The organism is Streptomyces hygroscopicus subsp. hygroscopicus (assembly GCF_030269125.1).
Taxonomy (GTDB): domain Bacteria; phylum Actinomycetota; class Actinomycetes; order Streptomycetales; family Streptomycetaceae; genus Streptomyces; species Streptomyces hygroscopicus_C.
On sequence record NZ_BSSM01000010.1, the window covers coordinates 299,471 to 316,565 of the forward strand.

General features: G+C 70.8%; 16 protein-coding genes and 1 pseudogene. 7 read left to right on the forward strand and 10 right to left on the reverse strand.

Translation table 11 applies throughout. The features are described 5' to 3' along the window. Positions 1-4: 4 nt before the first annotated feature. Positions 5-1,129 carry a ferritin-like domain-containing protein gene (locus tag QSK45_RS23240; protein ID WP_285559891.1) on the forward strand — a complete coding sequence of 375 codons (1,125 nt, stop codon included), beginning with the start codon at positions 5-7 and terminating at the stop codon, positions 1,127-1,129. Between the two features lie 113 nt (positions 1,130-1,242). Continuing rightward, complete coding sequence (locus tag QSK45_RS23245) at positions 1,243-2,157, forward strand: hypothetical protein (RefSeq protein WP_285559950.1); 915 nt, start codon at positions 1,243-1,245, stop codon at positions 2,155-2,157. On the opposite strand, the gene QSK45_RS23250 is transcribed toward QSK45_RS23245, so the two are convergent. From QSK45_RS23250 to QSK45_RS23275, 6 genes are all read right to left on the reverse strand, one after another. After that, positions 2,141-2,626, reverse strand: a complete 486-nt coding sequence (locus tag QSK45_RS23250; RefSeq protein WP_285559892.1) for a DUF3291 domain-containing protein — start codon at positions 2,624-2,626, stop codon at positions 2,141-2,143. The genes QSK45_RS23245 and QSK45_RS23250 overlap by 17 nt on opposite strands. 43 nt (positions 2,627-2,669) lie before the next feature. Further along, positions 2,670-4,127: a penicillin-binding transpeptidase domain-containing protein gene (locus tag QSK45_RS23255; RefSeq protein ID WP_285559952.1), complete on the reverse strand. Its 1,458-nt coding sequence runs from the start codon at positions 4,125-4,127 to the stop codon at positions 2,670-2,672. Between the two features lie 41 nt (positions 4,128-4,168). Beyond that, positions 4,169-5,530, reverse strand: a complete 1,362-nt coding sequence (locus QSK45_RS23260) for an FtsW/RodA/SpoVE family cell cycle protein (RefSeq protein WP_285559893.1) — start codon at positions 5,528-5,530, stop codon at positions 4,169-4,171. 48 nt (positions 5,531-5,578) lie between these two features. Further along, positions 5,579-6,829, reverse strand: a complete 1,251-nt coding sequence (locus QSK45_RS23265) for a sensor histidine kinase (protein ID WP_285559894.1) — start codon at positions 6,827-6,829, stop codon at positions 5,579-5,581. Beyond that, positions 6,826-7,554, reverse strand: coding sequence for a hypothetical protein (locus QSK45_RS23270; protein ID WP_285559896.1), 729 nt, complete (start codon positions 7,552-7,554; stop codon positions 6,826-6,828). The genes QSK45_RS23265 and QSK45_RS23270 overlap by 4 nt, the downstream gene beginning before the upstream one ends. 120 nt (positions 7,555-7,674) lie before the next feature. Next, a complete protein-coding gene (locus QSK45_RS23275) occupies positions 7,675-8,181 on the reverse strand; it encodes a protein-tyrosine phosphatase family protein (RefSeq protein WP_285559898.1) in 507 nt (168 codons plus the stop codon). A 99-nt stretch (positions 8,182-8,280) separates the two neighbouring features. On the opposite strand from QSK45_RS23275, the gene QSK45_RS23280 reads away from it, so the two are divergent. After that, complete coding sequence (locus QSK45_RS23280; protein ID WP_285559899.1) at positions 8,281-9,084, forward strand: nuclease-related domain-containing protein; 804 nt, start codon at positions 8,281-8,283, stop codon at positions 9,082-9,084. A gap of 12 nt (positions 9,085-9,096) precedes the next feature. Here QSK45_RS23280 and ligD read toward each other — a convergent pair whose 3' ends face one another. Next, positions 9,097-9,984, reverse strand: a complete 888-nt coding sequence (gene ligD / locus QSK45_RS23285) for a non-homologous end-joining DNA ligase (RefSeq protein WP_285559901.1) — start codon at positions 9,982-9,984, stop codon at positions 9,097-9,099. 53 nt (positions 9,985-10,037) lie between these two features. Between ligD and ku the strand changes: the two genes are divergently transcribed. Beyond that, complete coding sequence (ku, locus tag QSK45_RS23290) at positions 10,038-11,066, forward strand: non-homologous end joining protein Ku (RefSeq protein ID WP_285559903.1); 1,029 nt, start codon at positions 10,038-10,040, stop codon at positions 11,064-11,066. A gap of 256 nt (positions 11,067-11,322) precedes the next feature. Here the strand turns inward: ku and QSK45_RS23295 are convergent, their stop codons facing one another. The 3 genes from QSK45_RS23295 to QSK45_RS23305 form a co-directional block, all read right to left on the reverse strand. Then, on the reverse strand, positions 11,323-11,847 hold the full coding sequence (locus QSK45_RS23295) for a YrdB family protein (protein ID WP_490993604.1): 525 nt from the start codon (positions 11,845-11,847) through the stop codon (positions 11,323-11,325). Positions 11,848-12,160: 313 nt separating this feature from the next. Then, positions 12,161-13,732, reverse strand: a complete 1,572-nt coding sequence (locus QSK45_RS23300; protein WP_285559906.1) for a M48 family metalloprotease — start codon at positions 13,730-13,732, stop codon at positions 12,161-12,163. A gap of 9 nt (positions 13,733-13,741) precedes the next feature. Further along, positions 13,742-14,473, reverse strand: coding sequence for a hypothetical protein (locus QSK45_RS23305; RefSeq protein WP_285559908.1), 732 nt, complete (start codon positions 14,471-14,473; stop codon positions 13,742-13,744). Between the two features lie 835 nt (positions 14,474-15,308). On the opposite strand from QSK45_RS23305, the gene QSK45_RS23310 reads away from it, so the two are divergent. The 3 genes and pseudogenes from QSK45_RS23310 to QSK45_RS23320 all read left to right on the forward strand — a co-directional run bounded on the left by QSK45_RS23310 (position 15,309) and on the right by QSK45_RS23320 (position 16,642). Next, on the forward strand, positions 15,309-15,893 hold the full coding sequence (locus QSK45_RS23310) for a hypothetical protein (RefSeq protein WP_285559910.1): 585 nt from the start codon (positions 15,309-15,311) through the stop codon (positions 15,891-15,893). A gap of 23 nt (positions 15,894-15,916) precedes the next feature. Continuing rightward, positions 15,917-16,015 (forward strand): annotated as a pseudogene (locus tag QSK45_RS23315) (NERD domain-containing protein); the annotation flags it as partial. Between the two features lie 204 nt (positions 16,016-16,219). Further along, positions 16,220-16,642: a hypothetical protein gene (locus tag QSK45_RS23320; RefSeq protein ID WP_285559912.1), complete on the forward strand. Its 423-nt coding sequence runs from the start codon at positions 16,220-16,222 to the stop codon at positions 16,640-16,642. Positions 16,643-17,095: the final 453 nt, after the last annotated feature.

Sequence of the window (17,095 nt, forward strand, 5' to 3'; positions counted from 1 at the left end):
TGATATGTCCACCCATGAGCTGTACGCCAACGAACCCGGAGAGCCCGCCTGGCAGGTGCCCGCGTCCGGCGCGGCCAGGTTCAGCTGGGAGTACGACGACGGCCGCGATCGGCTGCTGGCCCTGTACCAGAAGGGCAAGGACAGACAGTGGGACGGGACCAAGCGCATCGACTGGGACCTGGAGGTCGATCCCTACGACGCGCTCGGCACCCCCGACGAGGCGACGGCCCTGTACGGGACGCCGTACTGGGACAGGATGAGCGAGCGCGAGCGGGGCGAGCTGCGCCGGCACTTCGCCTCCTGGCAGTTCAGCCAGTTCCTGCACGGCGAGCAGGGCGCCATGATCTGCGCGGCCCGGATCGTGGAGTCGGTGCCCGACCTGGACGCCAAGTTCTACTCCGCGACCCAGACCATGGACGAGGCCCGGCACGCCGAGATCTACGGCCGGTTCCTGCACGAGAAGATCGGGCTCGTCTACCCGATCGACGACAACCTCCAGTCGCTCCTCGGCGACACCCTGCGCGACAGCCGCTGGGACATGCCCTACCTCGGCATGCAGGTGCTCATCGAGGGGCTGGCGCTGGCCGCCTTCGGCATGATCCGGGACACCACCGACAAGCCGCTGCCACGGCAGATCCTCACGTACGTCATGCAGGACGAGGCCCGGCACGTGGCCTTCGGCCGGATGGCGCTGCGTGACTACTACGGGCAGCTCACCGACGCCGAACTGCGCGAGCGCGAGGAGTTCGTGGTCGAGGGCTGCTATCTGATGCGCGACCGGCTGCGCGGGGTGGAGGTGCTGGAGAACTTCGGCATCGCCCGCGCCGAGGGCGAGCGGCTCCTGGAACGCACCGAGTTCCTCCAGCTCTTCCGCAAGCTGCTGTTCAGCCGCATCGTGCCCTGCGTCAAGGACATCGGCCTGTGGGGCGAACGCCTTCGGCGGGCCTACGTGGACCTGGGCGTGCTGGAGCTGGGCGACTCCGATCTGGAGCGGCTGATGGCCCAGGACGAGGAACAGGCCGACCACCTGGACGCGCAGCGCTTCGCGCGGGAGGAGCGGGCGCGGGTGGCGGAGGTGAGGGAGGCGATCGAGGCGGGGGAGCGGGAGCCGGGCCCGGACGAGGGTTGAGAAGAGCGGCGAAGCGGGCCGCGGCGGCCGCGCGGAGGTGACGGGACGGGGCGGGCCCGGGGCGACTCGGTGCCCTCCCGTTCACCCGCGTGCAGTAGCGTGCTGGCGTGTCCATGCCTCCGTCGCCGCAGCAGCCGCCGTACCCGAACCAGCCCGGTTCCCCCTACGGCCAGCAGCCTCCTTCCGGCCAGCAGTCCCCCTACGGGCAGCAGCCTCCTTCCGGCCAGCAGTCCCCCTACGGCCAGCAGCAGCCCCCTTACGGGCAGCAGCCGCAGAACCCCGGTCCGTACGGCGGCTCGCCGTACCCCCAGCAGCCCCAGCCGGGGGCCGCCGCGCAGCAGCCGCCGTACCAGGGCTGGGGCGGGATGCCCCCGGTCGTGCCGCCGCCCCCGAAGAAGAGCCGGGTCGGCCTGATCCTCGGGATCGTCGGCGGTGCCGTCGTGCTGGTCGTGGGCGGCCTGGTCGCCCTCGGCGCGATCGGCTACAAGGCGGCGACCACCTTCCCCGACGCCAAGAACAAGCTCACGCTGCCGCAGACCCTGCTCGACGGGAAGTACGAGCTGGCCAAGGACCTCTCCGACACCGAGGGCAAGAAGATCGGGGACGAGGCGGACGGCGCCTGGGACGCCAAGGACACCCACGGTGTCGTCGGCAGCTACAGCCTGGGCGGCGACGACACCAAGGGCACCCTGGTGGTGTCCGGCATGTACGGCCGGTTCAAGAACACCGACGAGGCCCGCCGCAACATGATGAAGGGCGCCGCCGAGGGTAACGGCGCCAAGGTCGCCGTGCCGGCGAAGGACTTCGACCTCGGCGGCATCACGATCACCTGCGAGGTGCTGACCCAGGACTCGCTCGGCTCGAAGATCACGCTGCCCATGTGCGCCTGGGCCGACGACAACACCGGCGCCACCATCGCCGTCGTCGACACCCCGCACCTGTCCCAGGACCCCTCGCAGGTCGACCTGGCCGGGCTCGCCAAGCAGACCCTGCGGGTCCGCTCCGAGGCGGTCAAGCCGATCGGCTGACCGCCGTCTCGTCCCCGGGCGCGAACGGCGCCCGCAGCGTGAAGGCGTACGGCGTCGGGCCGTGCGCCCTCAGGTGCAGCAGCCGGTCCTCCGCCTCGGCGACCGTCGGGCGGTGGCCGGCCGGCACCCACCACAGCGCGGTCACCGCCTCGTCGAGACGCTCGAAGAACTCCCGGCGCCGGGCCAGCAACTCCCGGTGCTGCCCCCGGTACATGAACGCGGTGAGCGCGTCCTGGTCCCGCCACACGGACATGTTGACGATCATCCACTCGTCCCCGAGGACCGGTACGTCGGTCGCGTTGCCGGAGTCGCCCTCGAGTCGCCACACGAAGCCGTCCGAGGCGTCGGCGACCGCGTTCACCGGGTCGAGACCATCGACGAAGTCCTTCAGTTCCACTGAGTCCAAGGGGTGTTTGAGGCGGGCGATGTTGACCTGGGCGAGTTCGTACGCGGGTGCGGTATCCGTCATGGTCGAACCCTAAAGAGCACCCGGCTCCCCGGGGAGCCCCGTCTCACCGGCCGAGCACCGCCCGCATCACGTCCCGGGCGATCGGCGCCGCGTCGCCCCCGCCGCTGATCTCGCCCCGGTCCGCCGAGGCGTCCTCCACCACCACCGCGACCGCGACCGCCGGCTCCACCGCGTCCCGGTCCTGCGCCCAGGAGAGGAACCAGGCGTACGGCAGGCCGGTGTTGCCCACCCCGTGCTGGGCGGTGCCGGTCTTGCCGCCGACGACGGCGCCGGGGATGGCCGCCCGGGTGCCGGTGCCCTCCCGGACCACCCCGGTCATCAGCTCCTTCAACTGCTCGGCCGTGTACGGGTGCATCACCTGGCGCACCGGGTGCGTCCCGCTCCCGGAGACCGTCTCGCCGCCGTGCCGGGTCGTCCGCTCCACCAGGTACGGCGTGTGCAGCCGCCCGTCGTCGGCGACGGCCGCCGCGACCATCGCCATCTGCAACGGCGTCGCGCGGGTGTTGTACTGGCCGATCGAGGACAGCGCCAACTGGGCCTTGTCCACATGGGAGTCGAAGGTGCTGGGCGCGACCGGGAACGGGACGCGCACCCCGCTGTCGTTGAACCCGAACGCCTCCGCGGTGGCCTTCATGGCCGGCACCCCGACGTCCACGCCCAGCTTGGCGAAGACGGTGTTGCAGGACCACTCGAAGGCGTCCCGCAGCGAGGTGTCCGCACAGCCGTCCGCCTCGTTGGTCAGCCGGGTCCGGGTGCCGGGCAGCCGATAGGGGTCGGGGGAGTCGGTGCGCGCGTCCAGGTCGGTGATCACGCCCGCGTCCAGCGCCGCCGCCGCGGTGACCACCTTGAACGTCGATCCCGGCGGATAGGTCTGCCGCACCGCCCGGTTGAGCATCGGCTTGTCCGGGTCGCCGTTGAGCCGCGCCCACGCGGAGGCCGCCGCCGCGCCGTTGCCGGACAGCAGCGCCGGGTCGTACGACGGGCTGGTCACCAGCGCCAGGATGCGCCCGGTCGCCGGTTCGATCGCGGCCACCGCGCCCTTGCGGCCGCCGAGCCCCCGGTACGCCGCCTCCTGGGCCGCCCGGTTCAGGGTCGTCACGACGTCGCCGCCCGGATTCAGGCTCCGCGTCACGTCGTTCCACAGCGGCAGCGGCGCGAGCATCGGGTCGCTGCCGGAGAGCACCCCGTCCTCGGCGTGCTCCAGGAACGTGGTGCCGTACGACTGCGACGCGAAGCCGGTCACCGGGGCGTACAACGGACCGTCCGCGTAGGCGCGTTCGTAGCGCAGCTGCTCATGGGTGTCCACGGAGCCGGTGACCGGCTTGCCGCCCACCAGGATGTCGCCGCGCGGCTGCTGGTAACGGGCGATGGCCGCACGGCGGTTGGCGGGGTTGCCGGTGTAGTCGCCGGCCTGGACGAGCTGCACCCGGGCCGCGTTGACCAGCAGGGCCGCCAGCAGCAGGGTGCAGAAGGCGCAGGCGTGCCGGATGTACCGGGCCATCGGCCGGCCGCCCTCGCCGCCGCCCATCCCCGCGTACTCGCTCACGGCGCCTCCCTGCCGTCGTACTGACTGCGTGCCGAGTCGCTCACCCGGATCAGCAGGGCCACGATCGCCCAGTTGGTGACCACCGAGGAGCCGCCCTGGGCGAGGAACGGCATGGCCATGCCGGTCAGCGGGATCAGCCCGGTGACCCCGCCCGCGATCACGAACACCTGGAGGGCCAGGATCGAGGCGAGCCCCACCGCGAGCAGCCGCCCGAACGGCTCGCGCAGTGCGAGGCCCGCCCGGTAGCCGCGCTCCACCAGCAGCGCGTACAGCAGAATGATCGCCGCGAGGCCCGCGAGGCCCAGCTCCTCGCCCGCGGTGGCCAGGATGAAGTCCGACTTGGTGGCGAAGCCGATGAGCACCGAGTGCCCGAGTCCGAGGCCGGTGCCGAGCAGCCCTCCCGCGGCGAACGCGAACAGCGACTGGGACAGCTGGTTGGGGCCACGGCCCGCCTCGATGGTGGCGAACGGGTGCAGCCAGTCCGCGATCCGCGCGCCCACGTGCGGCTCCACCCGGCCCACGGCCACCGCGCCCAGCACCGCGAGCACCAGCCCCACCGCGATCCAGCCGGTGCGCCCGGTGGCGACGTACAGCAGCATGACGAACAGCCCGAAGAACAGCAGCGAGGTGCCGAGGTCGCGCTCCAGGACCAGCACGCCGACGCTGAGCAGCCAGATCGTCACGAGCGGGCCGAGCACCCGCCCGGTCGGGAACTGCATCCGCCAGATCCGGCGGCCGGTGTACGCGAGCGCGTTGCGGTTGGCGGCGAGGTACGCGGCGAAGAACACCGCCAGCAGCACCTTCGCGAACTCGCCCGGCTGGATGGAGAAGCCGGCGACGCGGATCCAGATCCGGGCGCCGTTGACCGCCGGGAAGAGGATCGGCGCCAGCAGCAGGACGAGCGCGGCGACCACGCAGACGTAGGAGTACCGCTGGAGCACCCGGTGGTCGCGCAACAGCAGGACGACGACGATGAACAGGGCCACCCCGAGCGTGGACCACACCAGTTGCGCGGGGGCCGCGTGGTCGCCCGGCGTCTCCAGGTCCAGCCGGTAGATCAGCACCAGACCGAGGCCGTTGAGCAGCACCCCGATCGGCAGCGGCAGCGGATCGGCGTACGGCGCCCGCAGCCGTACGGCGAGATGGGCGACGAGCGCGAGGACCCCGAGCCCGGCCCCGTACGCCAGCGCCCCCGGCGGCACGCGCCCGGCCCGTGCCAGGCCCACCGCGCAGTACCCGTACACGGACAGCGTCACGGCCAGCACGATCAGGGCCAGCTCGATGCCGCGGCGCCGGGGCAGCCGTACGTCGGCCACGGCCGTCGGGGCCGCCGCCGCGGCGGTTCCGGCGTTGCTCATGCCCGGAACCTACCCAAAACACACTATTTGTTCTTGCGTTGTGGGCCGTCAGCGCGGCGAAGCCACCGGCAGGACCAATGTCGCCACCGCGCCCCCGTCCACCGCGTTCCGGAACGACAGCCGCGCCCCGAGGACCTCCGCCTGCCCCACCGCGATGGTCAGCCCGAGCCCGTGCCCCTTCGCGCCGCCCTCGGTCCGAAACCTCTGCGGCCCGTGCGCGACCAGGTACTCCGGATACCCGCCCCCGTGGTCCCGCACCGTCACCACGGGCCCGTTCACCGTCAGCAGCACCGGCGACGCCCCGTGCTTGTGCGCGTTGGCCACCAGGTTCCCCAGCACCCGTTCGAGCCGCCGCCGGTCCGTCTCCACGAGGGCGTCCTGCACGACCCGTACCTCGGTGTCCGTCCCCGACGCCCGCACCACCCGCTTCGCGAGCGCCCCCAGCTCCTCGGCGTCGACGTCCAGCCGCTCCCGCCCGGTGTCCAGGCGGGAGATCTCCAGCAGGTCCTCGGTGAGCGTGCGCAGCGCCGCCACCCGGTCCCGCACCAGCTCCGTCGGCCGCCCCGGCGGCAGCAGTTCCGCCGCCGCGTGCAGCCCGGTGAGCGGCGTGCGCAGCTCGTGCGCCACGTCCGCGGTGAACCGCTGCTCGCTGAGCAGTTTGCCCTGGAGCGAGGACGCCATCGAGTCCAGCGCCGCGGCCACCGCGGCCACCTCGTCATGGGGCCGGGACGAATCCTTCGTCCGGGGGTCCTCCACGCGCGCGTCCAGGTCGCCCGCGCTGATCCGGCGGGCCACCCGAGCCGTGTCGTGCAGCCGCCGCGTCACCCGGGACACGGCGAACACGCCGACCAGCACGGTCGCGCCGATCGCGAGCACGGACGACCACAGGATCGAGGAGTCGAGCCCGGCGATGGTGCGCGACTGCTGCGAGTAGTCGATCTCCACGGCGAGCGCCCGGCGCCCCCGTACCGGGCCCGCCGCCCACATCGTCGGCCGCCCCCGGTGCGTGGACACCATGGTGCCGCGCTGCCCGGAGGCCGCGAGCCGCCGCAGCGAGCCGGGCAGGCCCTCGGGGTCAAGCCCGGCGTTCGGCATCAGCGCGTCCCCCGCCTCGTAGGCGCGGGTGGCGTCCGCGAGCCGGGACAGGGCGAGGCCGCGGGCCTGGCCGACGGTCTGGTTGGTCACCGAGACGTGCACGAGCACGCCGAGCAGCGCGGCCAGCGCGCAGCACATCACGGTGATGAACACGGCCGCCTTCACGGCGAGGGGCCCGGCCCAGCGGGTCAGCGGCAGCCTCATGACGCGCTCGGGGAGGCGGACGGTGACGCGGTGGGCTTGCGCGGGCCGCGGCCCGTGCCGGTGTGCAGGTACTCGTCCCGCGAGAACACCATCGCGCGCTGGCCGGGGTCCCACTCCCAGGTGGTGCGGTACTCGTAGCCCGAGATGTCGGCCGGGTTGCGCTCGATCAGCGCGCGCCCCGCCAGTTCCACGCCGAGGATCGCGTCGTTGTCGGCCAGCACCTGCACCAGGTGCCCGCCCTCGACGGTGTAGACCCGGACGGCCGTCTGGTTGGTCGGGTACAGCCGGAAGCCGAGCGTCAGATCGGGCCGGCCGTCCCCGGTCAGATCCCGGTAGTACGGCTTGAGCAGCGGGCACAGCGCCCGGTCGCCGCCCGGCCGGCACTCCTTCACCCGGTCCACGGTCGCGTGGTACGGCCCCTTGGACCCGTAGTCGTCCGGGTGCGCCTTCAGCTCCGCCTCGACGACGTCCACCGGATCGATCGCGCGGATGTCGTCGCCGCGGACGGTCAGCCCCTTGACGGTCTCGCGGGTCGCCACGTCGTACGGGTAGGCCGGGCTGGAGGCCGGGCGCAGGTCGGGCCAGAGCTTGGCGGGGCTGTCCGCGGCCTGGGTCGGCCCGGCGCTCTGGAGCTGGCCGGCGTCCCCACAGGCCGCCGCCGTCGCCGACAGCAGGGCGACGGCGGCCGCGGCGAGGGCGGTGCGCACAGGGCGACGGAAGGGCACGGTGCTCCTGGGACGGTGGTTTCGCAGGTCAGTAGGCCAGTATGCACATAGATTCCAAGGAAGCCCCTTTTCGTCCGTTCTGCACCCACGGGCTCCGGGCGCCGGGTGCCCCGACAGAGGCTACTCGGCCAGTTCCTCCAGCAGCCGCACGGTATGCAGCCCGGCCCGCAGATACGCCACGAACAGCTCGTTGTGCAGCGCCCACGCCGAGCGCCGGGACCGGATCAGCCGGATGGCCTCGTCCGCCGACCCGCCCTGCTGGACGAGCGCGTGCGCCACCACCAGACCCGAGCGGTTGTACCCGTGGTAGCAGCGCACCAGCACCCGGCGGCCCGCTTCCGACGCCTCGTTCGCCGCCCGCGCCAGCCGGATCACCCCGGCGAGCTGCGTGCCGTCCAGCGGTCCGTCCGGTATCGGCCACACATGGTGCTCGACGCCCGCGTCCGGGCCGTACCCCGGCAGCCGCAGCAGCGACTGCACCACGTCGAACTCGTCCCGTACGACGGCGACCTCCAGTCGCCCCGTACGCCCCCGGTACTCGTGTCCGCCCATCCACAGACCGGGCACGATCTCGCTCCACGGGTTCCGTGGAGCAGGCACGTCGGGCTGCATCCCGCGGGTCCGCACCGGCGCCTCCCCAACTCCCCTGCGCAGGGCCGCTCTCCACGGTAACCGGTCTTGCCCCGGAAGCACCCGGCCTGTTCCCATGGTCGAGGGGTGATGCGCATGAGCGGACTGCGCGTGGTGCCGGCCCACCGGCACGGCCGGGACCGGCTGTACGTCTGCCGCCCGGACGGCGGCAACATCGCCTGGTACGACCGGGACGCCGGCCGGGTCGACCTCCTCGTCGAGGACGAGCGGGAACAGGTACTCGAAGCCCTGAAGCCCTTCCTCAGCGGCCCGGTGACCGTGGGGCCGCCCCCGGTCCCCACACCCGCCGAACTCGCCCGGCTGTCCCTGCACCCGGACGACGACCTCGCGCCCAACCGCCCCGGCGAGGCGCTGCTGATCGCCCTCGACCGCGACCCCGGAGCCGGGCACCGGCTGCGTCCCGACCCGCGCCGGCGCGCCCTGCTGGCCGAGCGGACCGTCGGCGACACGCTCGACGGCCTGGAGGGCGCCGGCTGGCACACCCTGCACTCGCTGCCGCTGCCCGGCGGCGACCGCGTCCACCATCTGCTGATCGGCCCCGGCGGACTGTTCGCCGTGCACGCCCTGTACGCCCGCAGGGCGCGGGTGCGGGTCGCCGACCCGATGGTCACCGTGGGCCGGCACGCGCCCGAGCCCCTGCTGCGCCTGCTGCGCACCCGGGCCGACCGCGCCGCCTACGCCCTGACCGCCGAGGTGCGCCCGGTCCTCGCCCTGACCGACCCGGCCGGGGTGACCCTGACCGCCGCGGCGCGGGGCGTACGCATCCTGTCCGCCGCGGAGCTGACGGGACTGGCCCGGCTGGGCGGGGTGCTGAAACCGGGGGACGTGGAGGCGTTGCACGCGATGGCGCGGGACCGGCGGACGTGGGAGAAGGTCTAGGGGACCGGGTTCTCAGGGCAGGGTCGCGGCTCGTTTCCGGTCCAGCAGGGGTGCCAGCAGGTCGCCGTGCGCCCGCAGCCGTGGTGCGATGTCCTCGGCCTGGAACTCCAGGTGCCCCGCTGACCGGCACTCGGCGACCTCGTCCCAGGTCACGGGCGCGGAGACCAGCGGGGCGCGGCGGGCGCGCAGGGTGTAGGGGGAGGCGGTGGTCTTGCGGGCCGCGTTCTGGCTCCAGTCCACGAACACCTTCCCCGGCCGCAGGCTCTTGGTCATCCGGTGCACCACCAGGCGGGGCAGCGCCCGCTCCGCCTCCACCGCGAGCGCCCTGGCGTACTCGCTGGTCCGCTCCGAGGAGGCGCCGGACACCGCCGCCAGCAGGTGCAGCCCCTTGGACCCGGCCGTCTTCGGGTACGCCTCGATCCCGTCCGCCGCGAGCCGCTCGCGCAGCCACAGGGCGACCTCGCAGCACTGCACGATCGTCGCCGGTGCCCCGGGGTCGAGGTCGAACACCAGTCGGTCCGCCTCGTCCGGCGACCGCACCAGCCACTGGTGCGTGTGGAACTCGGTGACGAGGTTCGCCGCCCAGACGAGGCTCGGCAGATCCTGTACGACGACCATCCGGGCCGGGCTGTCCGCCGACGACCTCGGCACCTCGGCGGTCGTGACCCACTCGGGTGTACCCGGCGGCACGTTCTTGGTGAAGAACAGCTGGCCCCCGGGCCCGTCCGGATAGCGCAGGAACGACACCGCGCGGTCGCGCAGGTGCGGGAGCAGCACGTCGGCGATGGTCGCGTAGTAGTGCACCAGCTCCGCCTTGGTGAAGCCGGTCTCCGGATACAGCACCTTCTCCAGGTTGGTCAGCGGGACCCGCCGCCCCTCCACCTCTGTGATAGGCGTCATAGGATGACAATCCCAGACAAACCGGGACGAATGGGAAAGGAAGGGTGCGGCACGTGCGATCGATATGGAACGGCGCCATCTCCTTCGGGCTGGTCAGCATCCCGATCAAGCTGGTCAACGCGACCGAGAGCCACACGATCTCCTTCCGTCAGATCCACACCGAGGACAACGGCCGCATCCGCTACCGCAAGGTGTGCGAGGTGGAGGACCGCGAGGTCAGCCAGTCCGAGATCGGCAAGGGGTACGAGGACGCGGACGGCACCATCGTCCCGATCACCGACGAGGACCTGTCCCACCTGCCGATCCCGACGGCCCGCACGATCGACATCGTGGCCTTCGTGCCGGCCGAGAAGATCGATCCGCTCCAGATGGGCGCGGCGTACTACCTCGCCGCCAGCGGGGCCCCGGCCGCCAAGCCGTACACGCTCCTGCGCGAGGCCCTGAAGCGCAGCAACAAGGTGGCCATCGCCAAGTTCGCGCTGCGCGGGCGGGAGCGGCTCGGGATGCTCCGGGTGGTCGACGACGCGATCGCCATGCACGCGCTGTTGTGGCCGGACGAGGTACGGGCCCCCGAGGGCGTCGCCCCGGACGTGGACGTCACCATCCGCGACAAGGAACTCGACCTCGCGGACGCGCTGATGGACACCCTCGGCGAGGTCGAGATGGAGGAACTGCACGACGAGTACCGGGAGGCGCTGGAGGAGGTCATCGCCGCGAAGGCCGCCGGCGAGGCACCCCCTCAGGCCCCCGCGCCGGCGGCCGGCGGCAAGGTCCTCGACCTCATGGCCGCCCTGGAGAGCAGCGTCCGCGCCGCCCGCGAGTCCCGTGAGCCCGCATCCGCCGCCGGCGAGGCCGAGGTCAGACCGCTGTCGCGCCGCCGCTCCACCCCCAAGGAGACGGGTGCCAGGAAGTCCGCCTCCACGGCGAAGAAGACCGCCGAGAAGAAGACCACGGCGCGGAAGTCGACCGCCAGGTCGGCGGAACCGGCCGGGAAGAGCACGGCGAAGTCGTCCACGTCCAAGTCGTCCACGGCGAAGAAGACGACGGCGAAGAAGGCGGCCGCACGGAAACGCTCGGCCTGACCGGCGCGCGGCGTTGTCGGTGCCACCCCCTCCTCTTCCCTGCCAACCGCACCCGGTCGCGGGGGAGAGATACCAGCGGGTGGCAACGCAGGGCGGCGGACGGGCCCGTACCACCCGGATCCGGCGGCCGCGTTCCGCGCGGCCCAGGAGCGTGACCGAGCAACGGCTCGGACCGACACGACGGCCACCGGCACCGGCACCGCCCCGGCCGTCAGGCCGAGCACCAAGCCCTGACGAGCCGGGGCCACATCATGGATCAGTCGCGCGCCGGCCCGGCCGGCACCACGCTCGGCGGGGCGGCACGGAAGATCTCGGCCACCGCCGTGTTGACGACCGTCACCACCGCGACGGCACCTGCCGCGGCGGGATGACCCACGCCGTACAGAGCGGCGGCACCGCCGCCGAGCACCAGTGCCTTCACCACCAGGACCAGGGCGAGCCGCGGCCGCAGCCGGGCCCGGGGCGCGGCGAACAACCCCCAGACCACGACGGCCAGCAGAGGCGTTCCCACGCCGAGCAGGACGCGGAAAGCACCCTGGTGCCCCGCACCGAACCCCCACCAGCCCAGAAAACCCAGCGCCGCGAGTTCGAGCAGGAACGCCAGAACCTCGTTGGCGCCGTACCAGGGCCGCCCCCGAGCCCGGCCGCACCACCAGTGCCCCCCACCATCAGACCCTCCCGCTGTCCGGAGCGCCCAGCATGGCACGGTGGGGGGGCGGGACGTGGATGGAGCGGCGACGCCTGATGGGGGCTGTTCGATCCGGACAGGCGCACCGAGCATCGGCCGGCTTGCTCGGCACAGCGGCTTCCCGGTCTCTGGCCATGGCTGACGGCGCTCCCCGGTGACCGCACGCGGCGCGCACAAACGCGAAGACCCCGCACTCAGCGTTTCCGCTGGTGACGGGGTCTTTGGGCACCTGATCCATGGTGCGCCTGGCGGGGCACTCGGAGCTTGGGGACGGGCGGAACCGGTGGTCTCGACGGCGGACAGTTGATGATCGGGACGGTTGTCCGGCTGAACCGGTGGTCGGCGGCGATTGACCCGCGGGAAGCCGCCAGCTCGCCTGGTCACAGAGTCACCGTCGGCAAGCCGCTCAGCGGAATGCAAGGTCCGGTACGGGCAGGGCAAGGCTCAGGGTGACGACGACCACCAGGATCGCGATGACCCGCGGCTTCCCCCACACCCACCTGTCCGGATTCTCGGGCAGGGGAGTGCCGAATTTGCCACCCATCGCTGGGCTGAACGTCGTGAGCAACAGAAGGGCACCCGCCCCGTACCAAATCATTGAGCGCAGCGGATTCCATAGTTCGGGAAACTGTCGATTCGTCAGAACATACATAAAAAGCATCCATTGGGCTCCGAGTGTGAGGACAGTACTGAAAGGGGGCTGCCACCCGGCATAAGAAGGCAGCTTCAAGCGAGCCATGTCGTATCGCCTCTGCCAGTGCGGGTGGTGGTGCCACAGATGGTGCCACTGGCGTGCGAGGCTGCCTCCCTGGCGCCGCTCGGCGTCAGCGGCGCTCTCCCACACCTCCAGGGAGGCGCCCCACATCACGGCCCTCAGATCGGCGCAGTGCTCACGGCTACGTAGTACATCGGTGCGGGCAAGGCGGCCGACCAACAGCAGCGTGAGGGCGAGCAGTGCGGTACCGGCGGCCGTGTGCTCCAGAGCCCAGTAGTACCCATGTGTGCACCGGACCCAGATCCACTGCGCGGCGCACGGCGCGAAGACCAGAGCCAGCCATGTCCGCCACAGGGCTACTGTCGCGTAAGCGATGTCAACGTCCCTGTTACGCAGATGCGCCAGTTCGTGGAGGACTACGGCTTCGAACAGCTCGGGCCGTGCACGGCGCAGGGCGACCAGTCCCCAGTCCAGGCAGATGGTGTAGGAGCCGATGCGGCCGAACACGAGCGCGGAGGCGGTGGTGGCACTGGTGCTGATTACATATTCGGGCTCCAATGCCACACCGCACCGAGTTCGCAATCTTTCCAAGTCCGCGAATAGTCCGGCGTCGGCGGGCTGCGACGGTGATGGGTCGACGCGGCGGGCATACCGCGTGTGGAATCCGTCAGAGAACTGGTTGACAGTAAAGAGTGGCCGCCAGTCCTCGCTCTCCACCGCACGTAACCGAACTCGCTGCCAATACCGAACTCGCCGCGAATACTCGCTCTGACAGGATTCCAGCGGCTGTGGAGCGGCGAGCTCGGTTGCTTGCGGTGACTGGGAGACCTCTGCGGTGATGCGCGTTGTCCGGCGGGGGACAGGGAGCAGGTGACTCCGGCGTCGGCGCCAGGTGGGAAGGAACCAGTAGACGCCGAACGCAACGACAAGGACGACGACCATGCCAAGGATGGCCATGAAGGAGGAAGAGGCGTCAAGGCGTTCCTGGCAGGGCTGCCAGCGCTGCCAGTGGTGCCAGTTCCCGGTATGAGGCCAGGAGGGGTCGAGCACGGCAGCGGGATCGAAACGGCTGCTCGCATGTGCCTCGTAGGAGCGGATACAGGGCTCGTACGCGGCACGCCAGGTAAGCGTCTGCACCGCCGTGTTCAGGAGGAACAGGGCAGACGTCGTCAGTAGCAGCAGGAGAAGAAGGAATCGACGGTTCGTCCCCGCGCTGAGTACCCGGTAGTAGGCCTCCGGCCGGGACGCACGGGCAGGCCGCATGGCGCCGGCCTATTGGTTGCGGACGATGTGGCTGATCACACAGGAGGCGAGCCGGTCGGCTTCCTGCTCTCCCATACCAGTTTCTCGTGCCCGCTCCTTCACGATGCGGTGCAGCCTGTCGAGCTGTTCCCCGTCCAGTTGCGGCAGGACTGTGACAGCAGGCGGAGTTCGGCGCAGCAGCCGCTGCAGCCACGCATGGGCTCGCTGCGTGAGGGTGCGTGCCGAAGCCGCTGTGAGTTCCTGTGCGAACTGTTGGAGAACCATCCACACCAGCGGCGTGACCAGAACGGCGACCGCTCCCGTGCCGAATCCGAGCGGACTGACCTTCTGACGGTGGGCGAATGCTCGTGTCACTTCGTCGGCATCACGCGTGAGCAGTTCCTGGATGTCCTTCAGTTCGTCCGGGGCCCTCTCGGCCGCAACTGCCTGGACGACATGGTCAACCCGAGCACCACCCATGACCCTCTCCCCGTTCTCTGCCGCACCACAGGCGTAGACAGCCAGATCTGATCCAGCGTAGTAGCACTGGGTGACTGGGGCTTGGGGGTTATCCGAACCCGCAGAACTGACGGTGTCAGCTGATGTCGTCGGTGTCGGACCTGGGGGCGGATCCGCGTTGTGGAGGTTGTAGTCGACGAGTCCAGATTGTTCGACGGTGGAGGCGCAGCGCAGTGCCGCGCTGACGGTCAAGCCGAACAGATCGCAGGTCCGGCGAGGATCGCCTCGGGTGCGCGCGTTCACGGACCTGGCAGCGCAGGAGTTCATGAGTGACCTGGTCAGTCCAGTCGTCCGCCAGGGGTGGCGAAGTAGTAGTACGTCGCGCTCTTCTGTACGCGCAGCATCGCGGGGGCCGCCAGGAGCAGGCCGGGATCTGGCTCATCGCCTGTGTGCGGGCCTTGACGGCGCCGCGGCGGGCGATCCGCAGCCCCCGCACCGCCTCGACCACGCCGTCCCGGCTCTCGGGGATACCGGTGGCCCGGCTGGACAGCACAGCCGTCACGGCGGAGGAGGCGTCGATCGGGTCCGACCTCCCCTTCACCGCCGCGTCTTGCGGTCCGGACGGTCCACATCGACGACGGGGACGCCGACGGCGGTACCTGGGCGAGCTCGGCTCCGTAGCGCCGGTGCGCTCCACACCCACCGCGACCAGCGTGCCGTGCGTACGCATCCAGTCCAGCAGATCCCGGTCGCCGCGGATGGTGGCCGGAAGCTCCTGGTCGGCCAGGTGCCGGCCGATCGGGTCGATCACTACGGCGTGGTGGGTCACGCCGTGGGTGTTCGACTCCGCCGGTGATCTCCGGGCCGTCGTGCGTCATGCTGGTCATGTCCGTCCTTGTGGCGTGTCCGTTCCGAGGGCGGCACGCGTCGGTCGGGCGGGTGGACAAGACAGTGACGGGCTTCTGGACCAAGCTCCTTTGGCGCCTACCTGTGGCGATGCTCCGAACGGAGGGACGCGAGCTGAACCGCGTCGCTCGCCCTGCGGACTTATAACTCAGTGTCATGTTGTGGTTCGCTCCGGTCGGCTCAGCTGATAAGAGCTAGCTCGTGCCCCGTCTCGTGCCCCAAAATTCTCGGTGTGGCAGACACGGGACCTACCGAAGAAGAGACACCGGACGGGCTGCTGGGCTGGTGCCTGGTGGCCAACGTGGCGCGAGAAACCGCGCACGGCGAGAGCGGCCTCGACATCCAGCACGGCACGAAGCACTTCCGCGCAGGCGCCCTGCTGTGGATCCCGCCTGTCCGCTGGGACCCGGGCGACGGTCGCTGGCACGCTGTGGGCCGGCACCGGGGCAACAGCCGTCGGTACGTCAACATGGTCGTACGCGCGGATGACCTGGAGAACTTCCGGGTCAAGGGTGTCTACAGCGAAGCTCTGGTGCGCAGCCTCAACGGCTATGACCACGACCCGGCCGCCCCGCGGACCCTGCAGAACCCGTGGACCCGAGAGCGGGCCCAGGAATGGGCGGACGCCCGAAACCACTTCCGGGAGCCGGTATTCATAGAAGGCCACCGTTACGCCCACCCGCGGATCTCCGTTCCCAACCCTCCACCGGCAGAGCTACAGGTCGGCGGTGAAATCCTGCACCTAGCCCACTACGGCACCAGGGGAGCCCACTACAGCCGCATGCCCCCTCCCGTGGAATGGACCCCCGAGTTCTGAAAGGAACTTCGGAAGGTGCGTAGCTGCACGTCACGCGCTGGAAGCGGTACGGGCATGACCGTCTTTACGCCAATCCGCCTGATGGCACCGCGGTCGGTTGGGCGGACGTCACGACTGCCGACCAGGTGGAGCAGGTGTACGGCGTCGCTCGTCATCGCCAGGCTTGGAGCCGGGCCTGAACCGGCGCGTCTCAGCAAGGTGCCGGCCTTCCCTGTGGGACCTGCGAGCGGTCTCCAGGGTGTGACCGTCGTCGGGGCGGGGCCCTGTCAGTGCGGTCTCTTACGCTCCGCTCTTGAACATGCAGTTCGAATTGAGAGGGGACGCGGATGGGCGGCAACGCATGGACTCACACGGGCCCGTATCAGCGTGATCTGACGGCCGCGTTCCGGCAGGCCCAGGAAGACGAGTTGGCGCGGGACAACCACGGCTTCGAGGGACGGTCCGTCGAGGAGCTCTGGTGCGACCCGGAGTGGCATGAGTACATCTTCACCGGCGGCACGGGCTCCGTGCTGGACTTCCCTCTCATGATCGAGGCCGCGGACACCGACGACGGCCCGTTCATGCGCCCGCTGACCGATGACGAGGTGCGTGTGTGGGCTCCTCACGGCCGGCCCACCTACGAGGAGTGGGACGCCGCCCTCGATTCCGAGCGGTTGGACTTCCCAGACCGCGCCCGGGGGAACTGCACAGTGCTCTACCGCGACGGTAGGCCCGTGCAGATCGGCTACTGGGGGGTCACCGCCGACTAGGGGAGTCGGTACCGCCTTGCGCTGTGGCCCACACCTGTTCCGGGTCCGGGGCCACATCGTTTTGCGGGCTTACCTGGGAGAACCCTCCAAGATCCCCGTCCACAGACCCCGACATGCGCCCGCTTCGGGCCGCATACGCCTGCACAAACGCGAAGACCCCGGCCTCAGCGTTTCCGCTGGTGACGGGGTCTTTGGGCACCTCGTGCTGGGTGCCCCCGGCAGGATTCGAACCTGCGCACACGGCTCCGGAGGCCCTTTTGCCTCACAGACAAGGTGCTGGTTCCGAGGCTTGATCGAAGCGAACCAGCTGGTGCCTGTCCACGGATGGTCCACAGGGGTAGCCCTCCTCCGATGGGTCTTCAGGAAGGCCGGATACGCGTTTGCATGGTCCCGTTGCTCAAAGCAACCGTTCGCACGCTATTCTCGCGGAACCCACACATGTCAGGGGAGGGC

Coding starts and splice junctions, on each gene's coding strand:
- QSK45_RS23240 (WP_285559891.1), top strand. CDS start 5: ATGTCCACCCATGAGCTGTACGCCAACGAACCCGGAGAGCCCGCCTGG.
- QSK45_RS23245 (WP_285559950.1), top strand. CDS start 1,243: ATGCCTCCGTCGCCGCAGCAGCCGCCGTACCCGAACCAGCCCGGTTCC.
- QSK45_RS23250 (WP_285559892.1), bottom strand. CDS start 2,626: ATGACGGATACCGCACCCGCGTACGAACTCGCCCAGGTCAACATCGCC.
- QSK45_RS23255 (WP_285559952.1), bottom strand. CDS start 4,127: ATGGCCCGGTACATCCGGCACGCCTGCGCCTTCTGCACCCTGCTGCTG.
- QSK45_RS23260 (WP_285559893.1), bottom strand. CDS start 5,530: ATGAGCAACGCCGGAACCGCCGCGGCGGCGGCCCCGACGGCCGTGGCC.
- QSK45_RS23265 (WP_285559894.1), bottom strand. CDS start 6,829: ATGAGGCTGCCGCTGACCCGCTGGGCCGGGCCCCTCGCCGTGAAGGCG.
- QSK45_RS23280 (WP_285559899.1), top strand. CDS start 8,281: ATGAGCGGACTGCGCGTGGTGCCGGCCCACCGGCACGGCCGGGACCGG.
- ligD (WP_285559901.1), bottom strand. CDS start 9,984: ATGACGCCTATCACAGAGGTGGAGGGGCGGCGGGTCCCGCTGACCAAC.
- QSK45_RS23295 (WP_490993604.1), bottom strand. CDS start 11,847: ATGCTCGGTGCGCCTGTCCGGATCGAACAGCCCCCATCAGGCGTCGCC.
- QSK45_RS23300 (WP_285559906.1), bottom strand. CDS start 13,732: ATGCGGCCTGCCCGTGCGTCCCGGCCGGAGGCCTACTACCGGGTACTC.
- QSK45_RS23320 (WP_285559912.1), top strand. CDS start 16,220: ATGGGCGGCAACGCATGGACTCACACGGGCCCGTATCAGCGTGATCTG.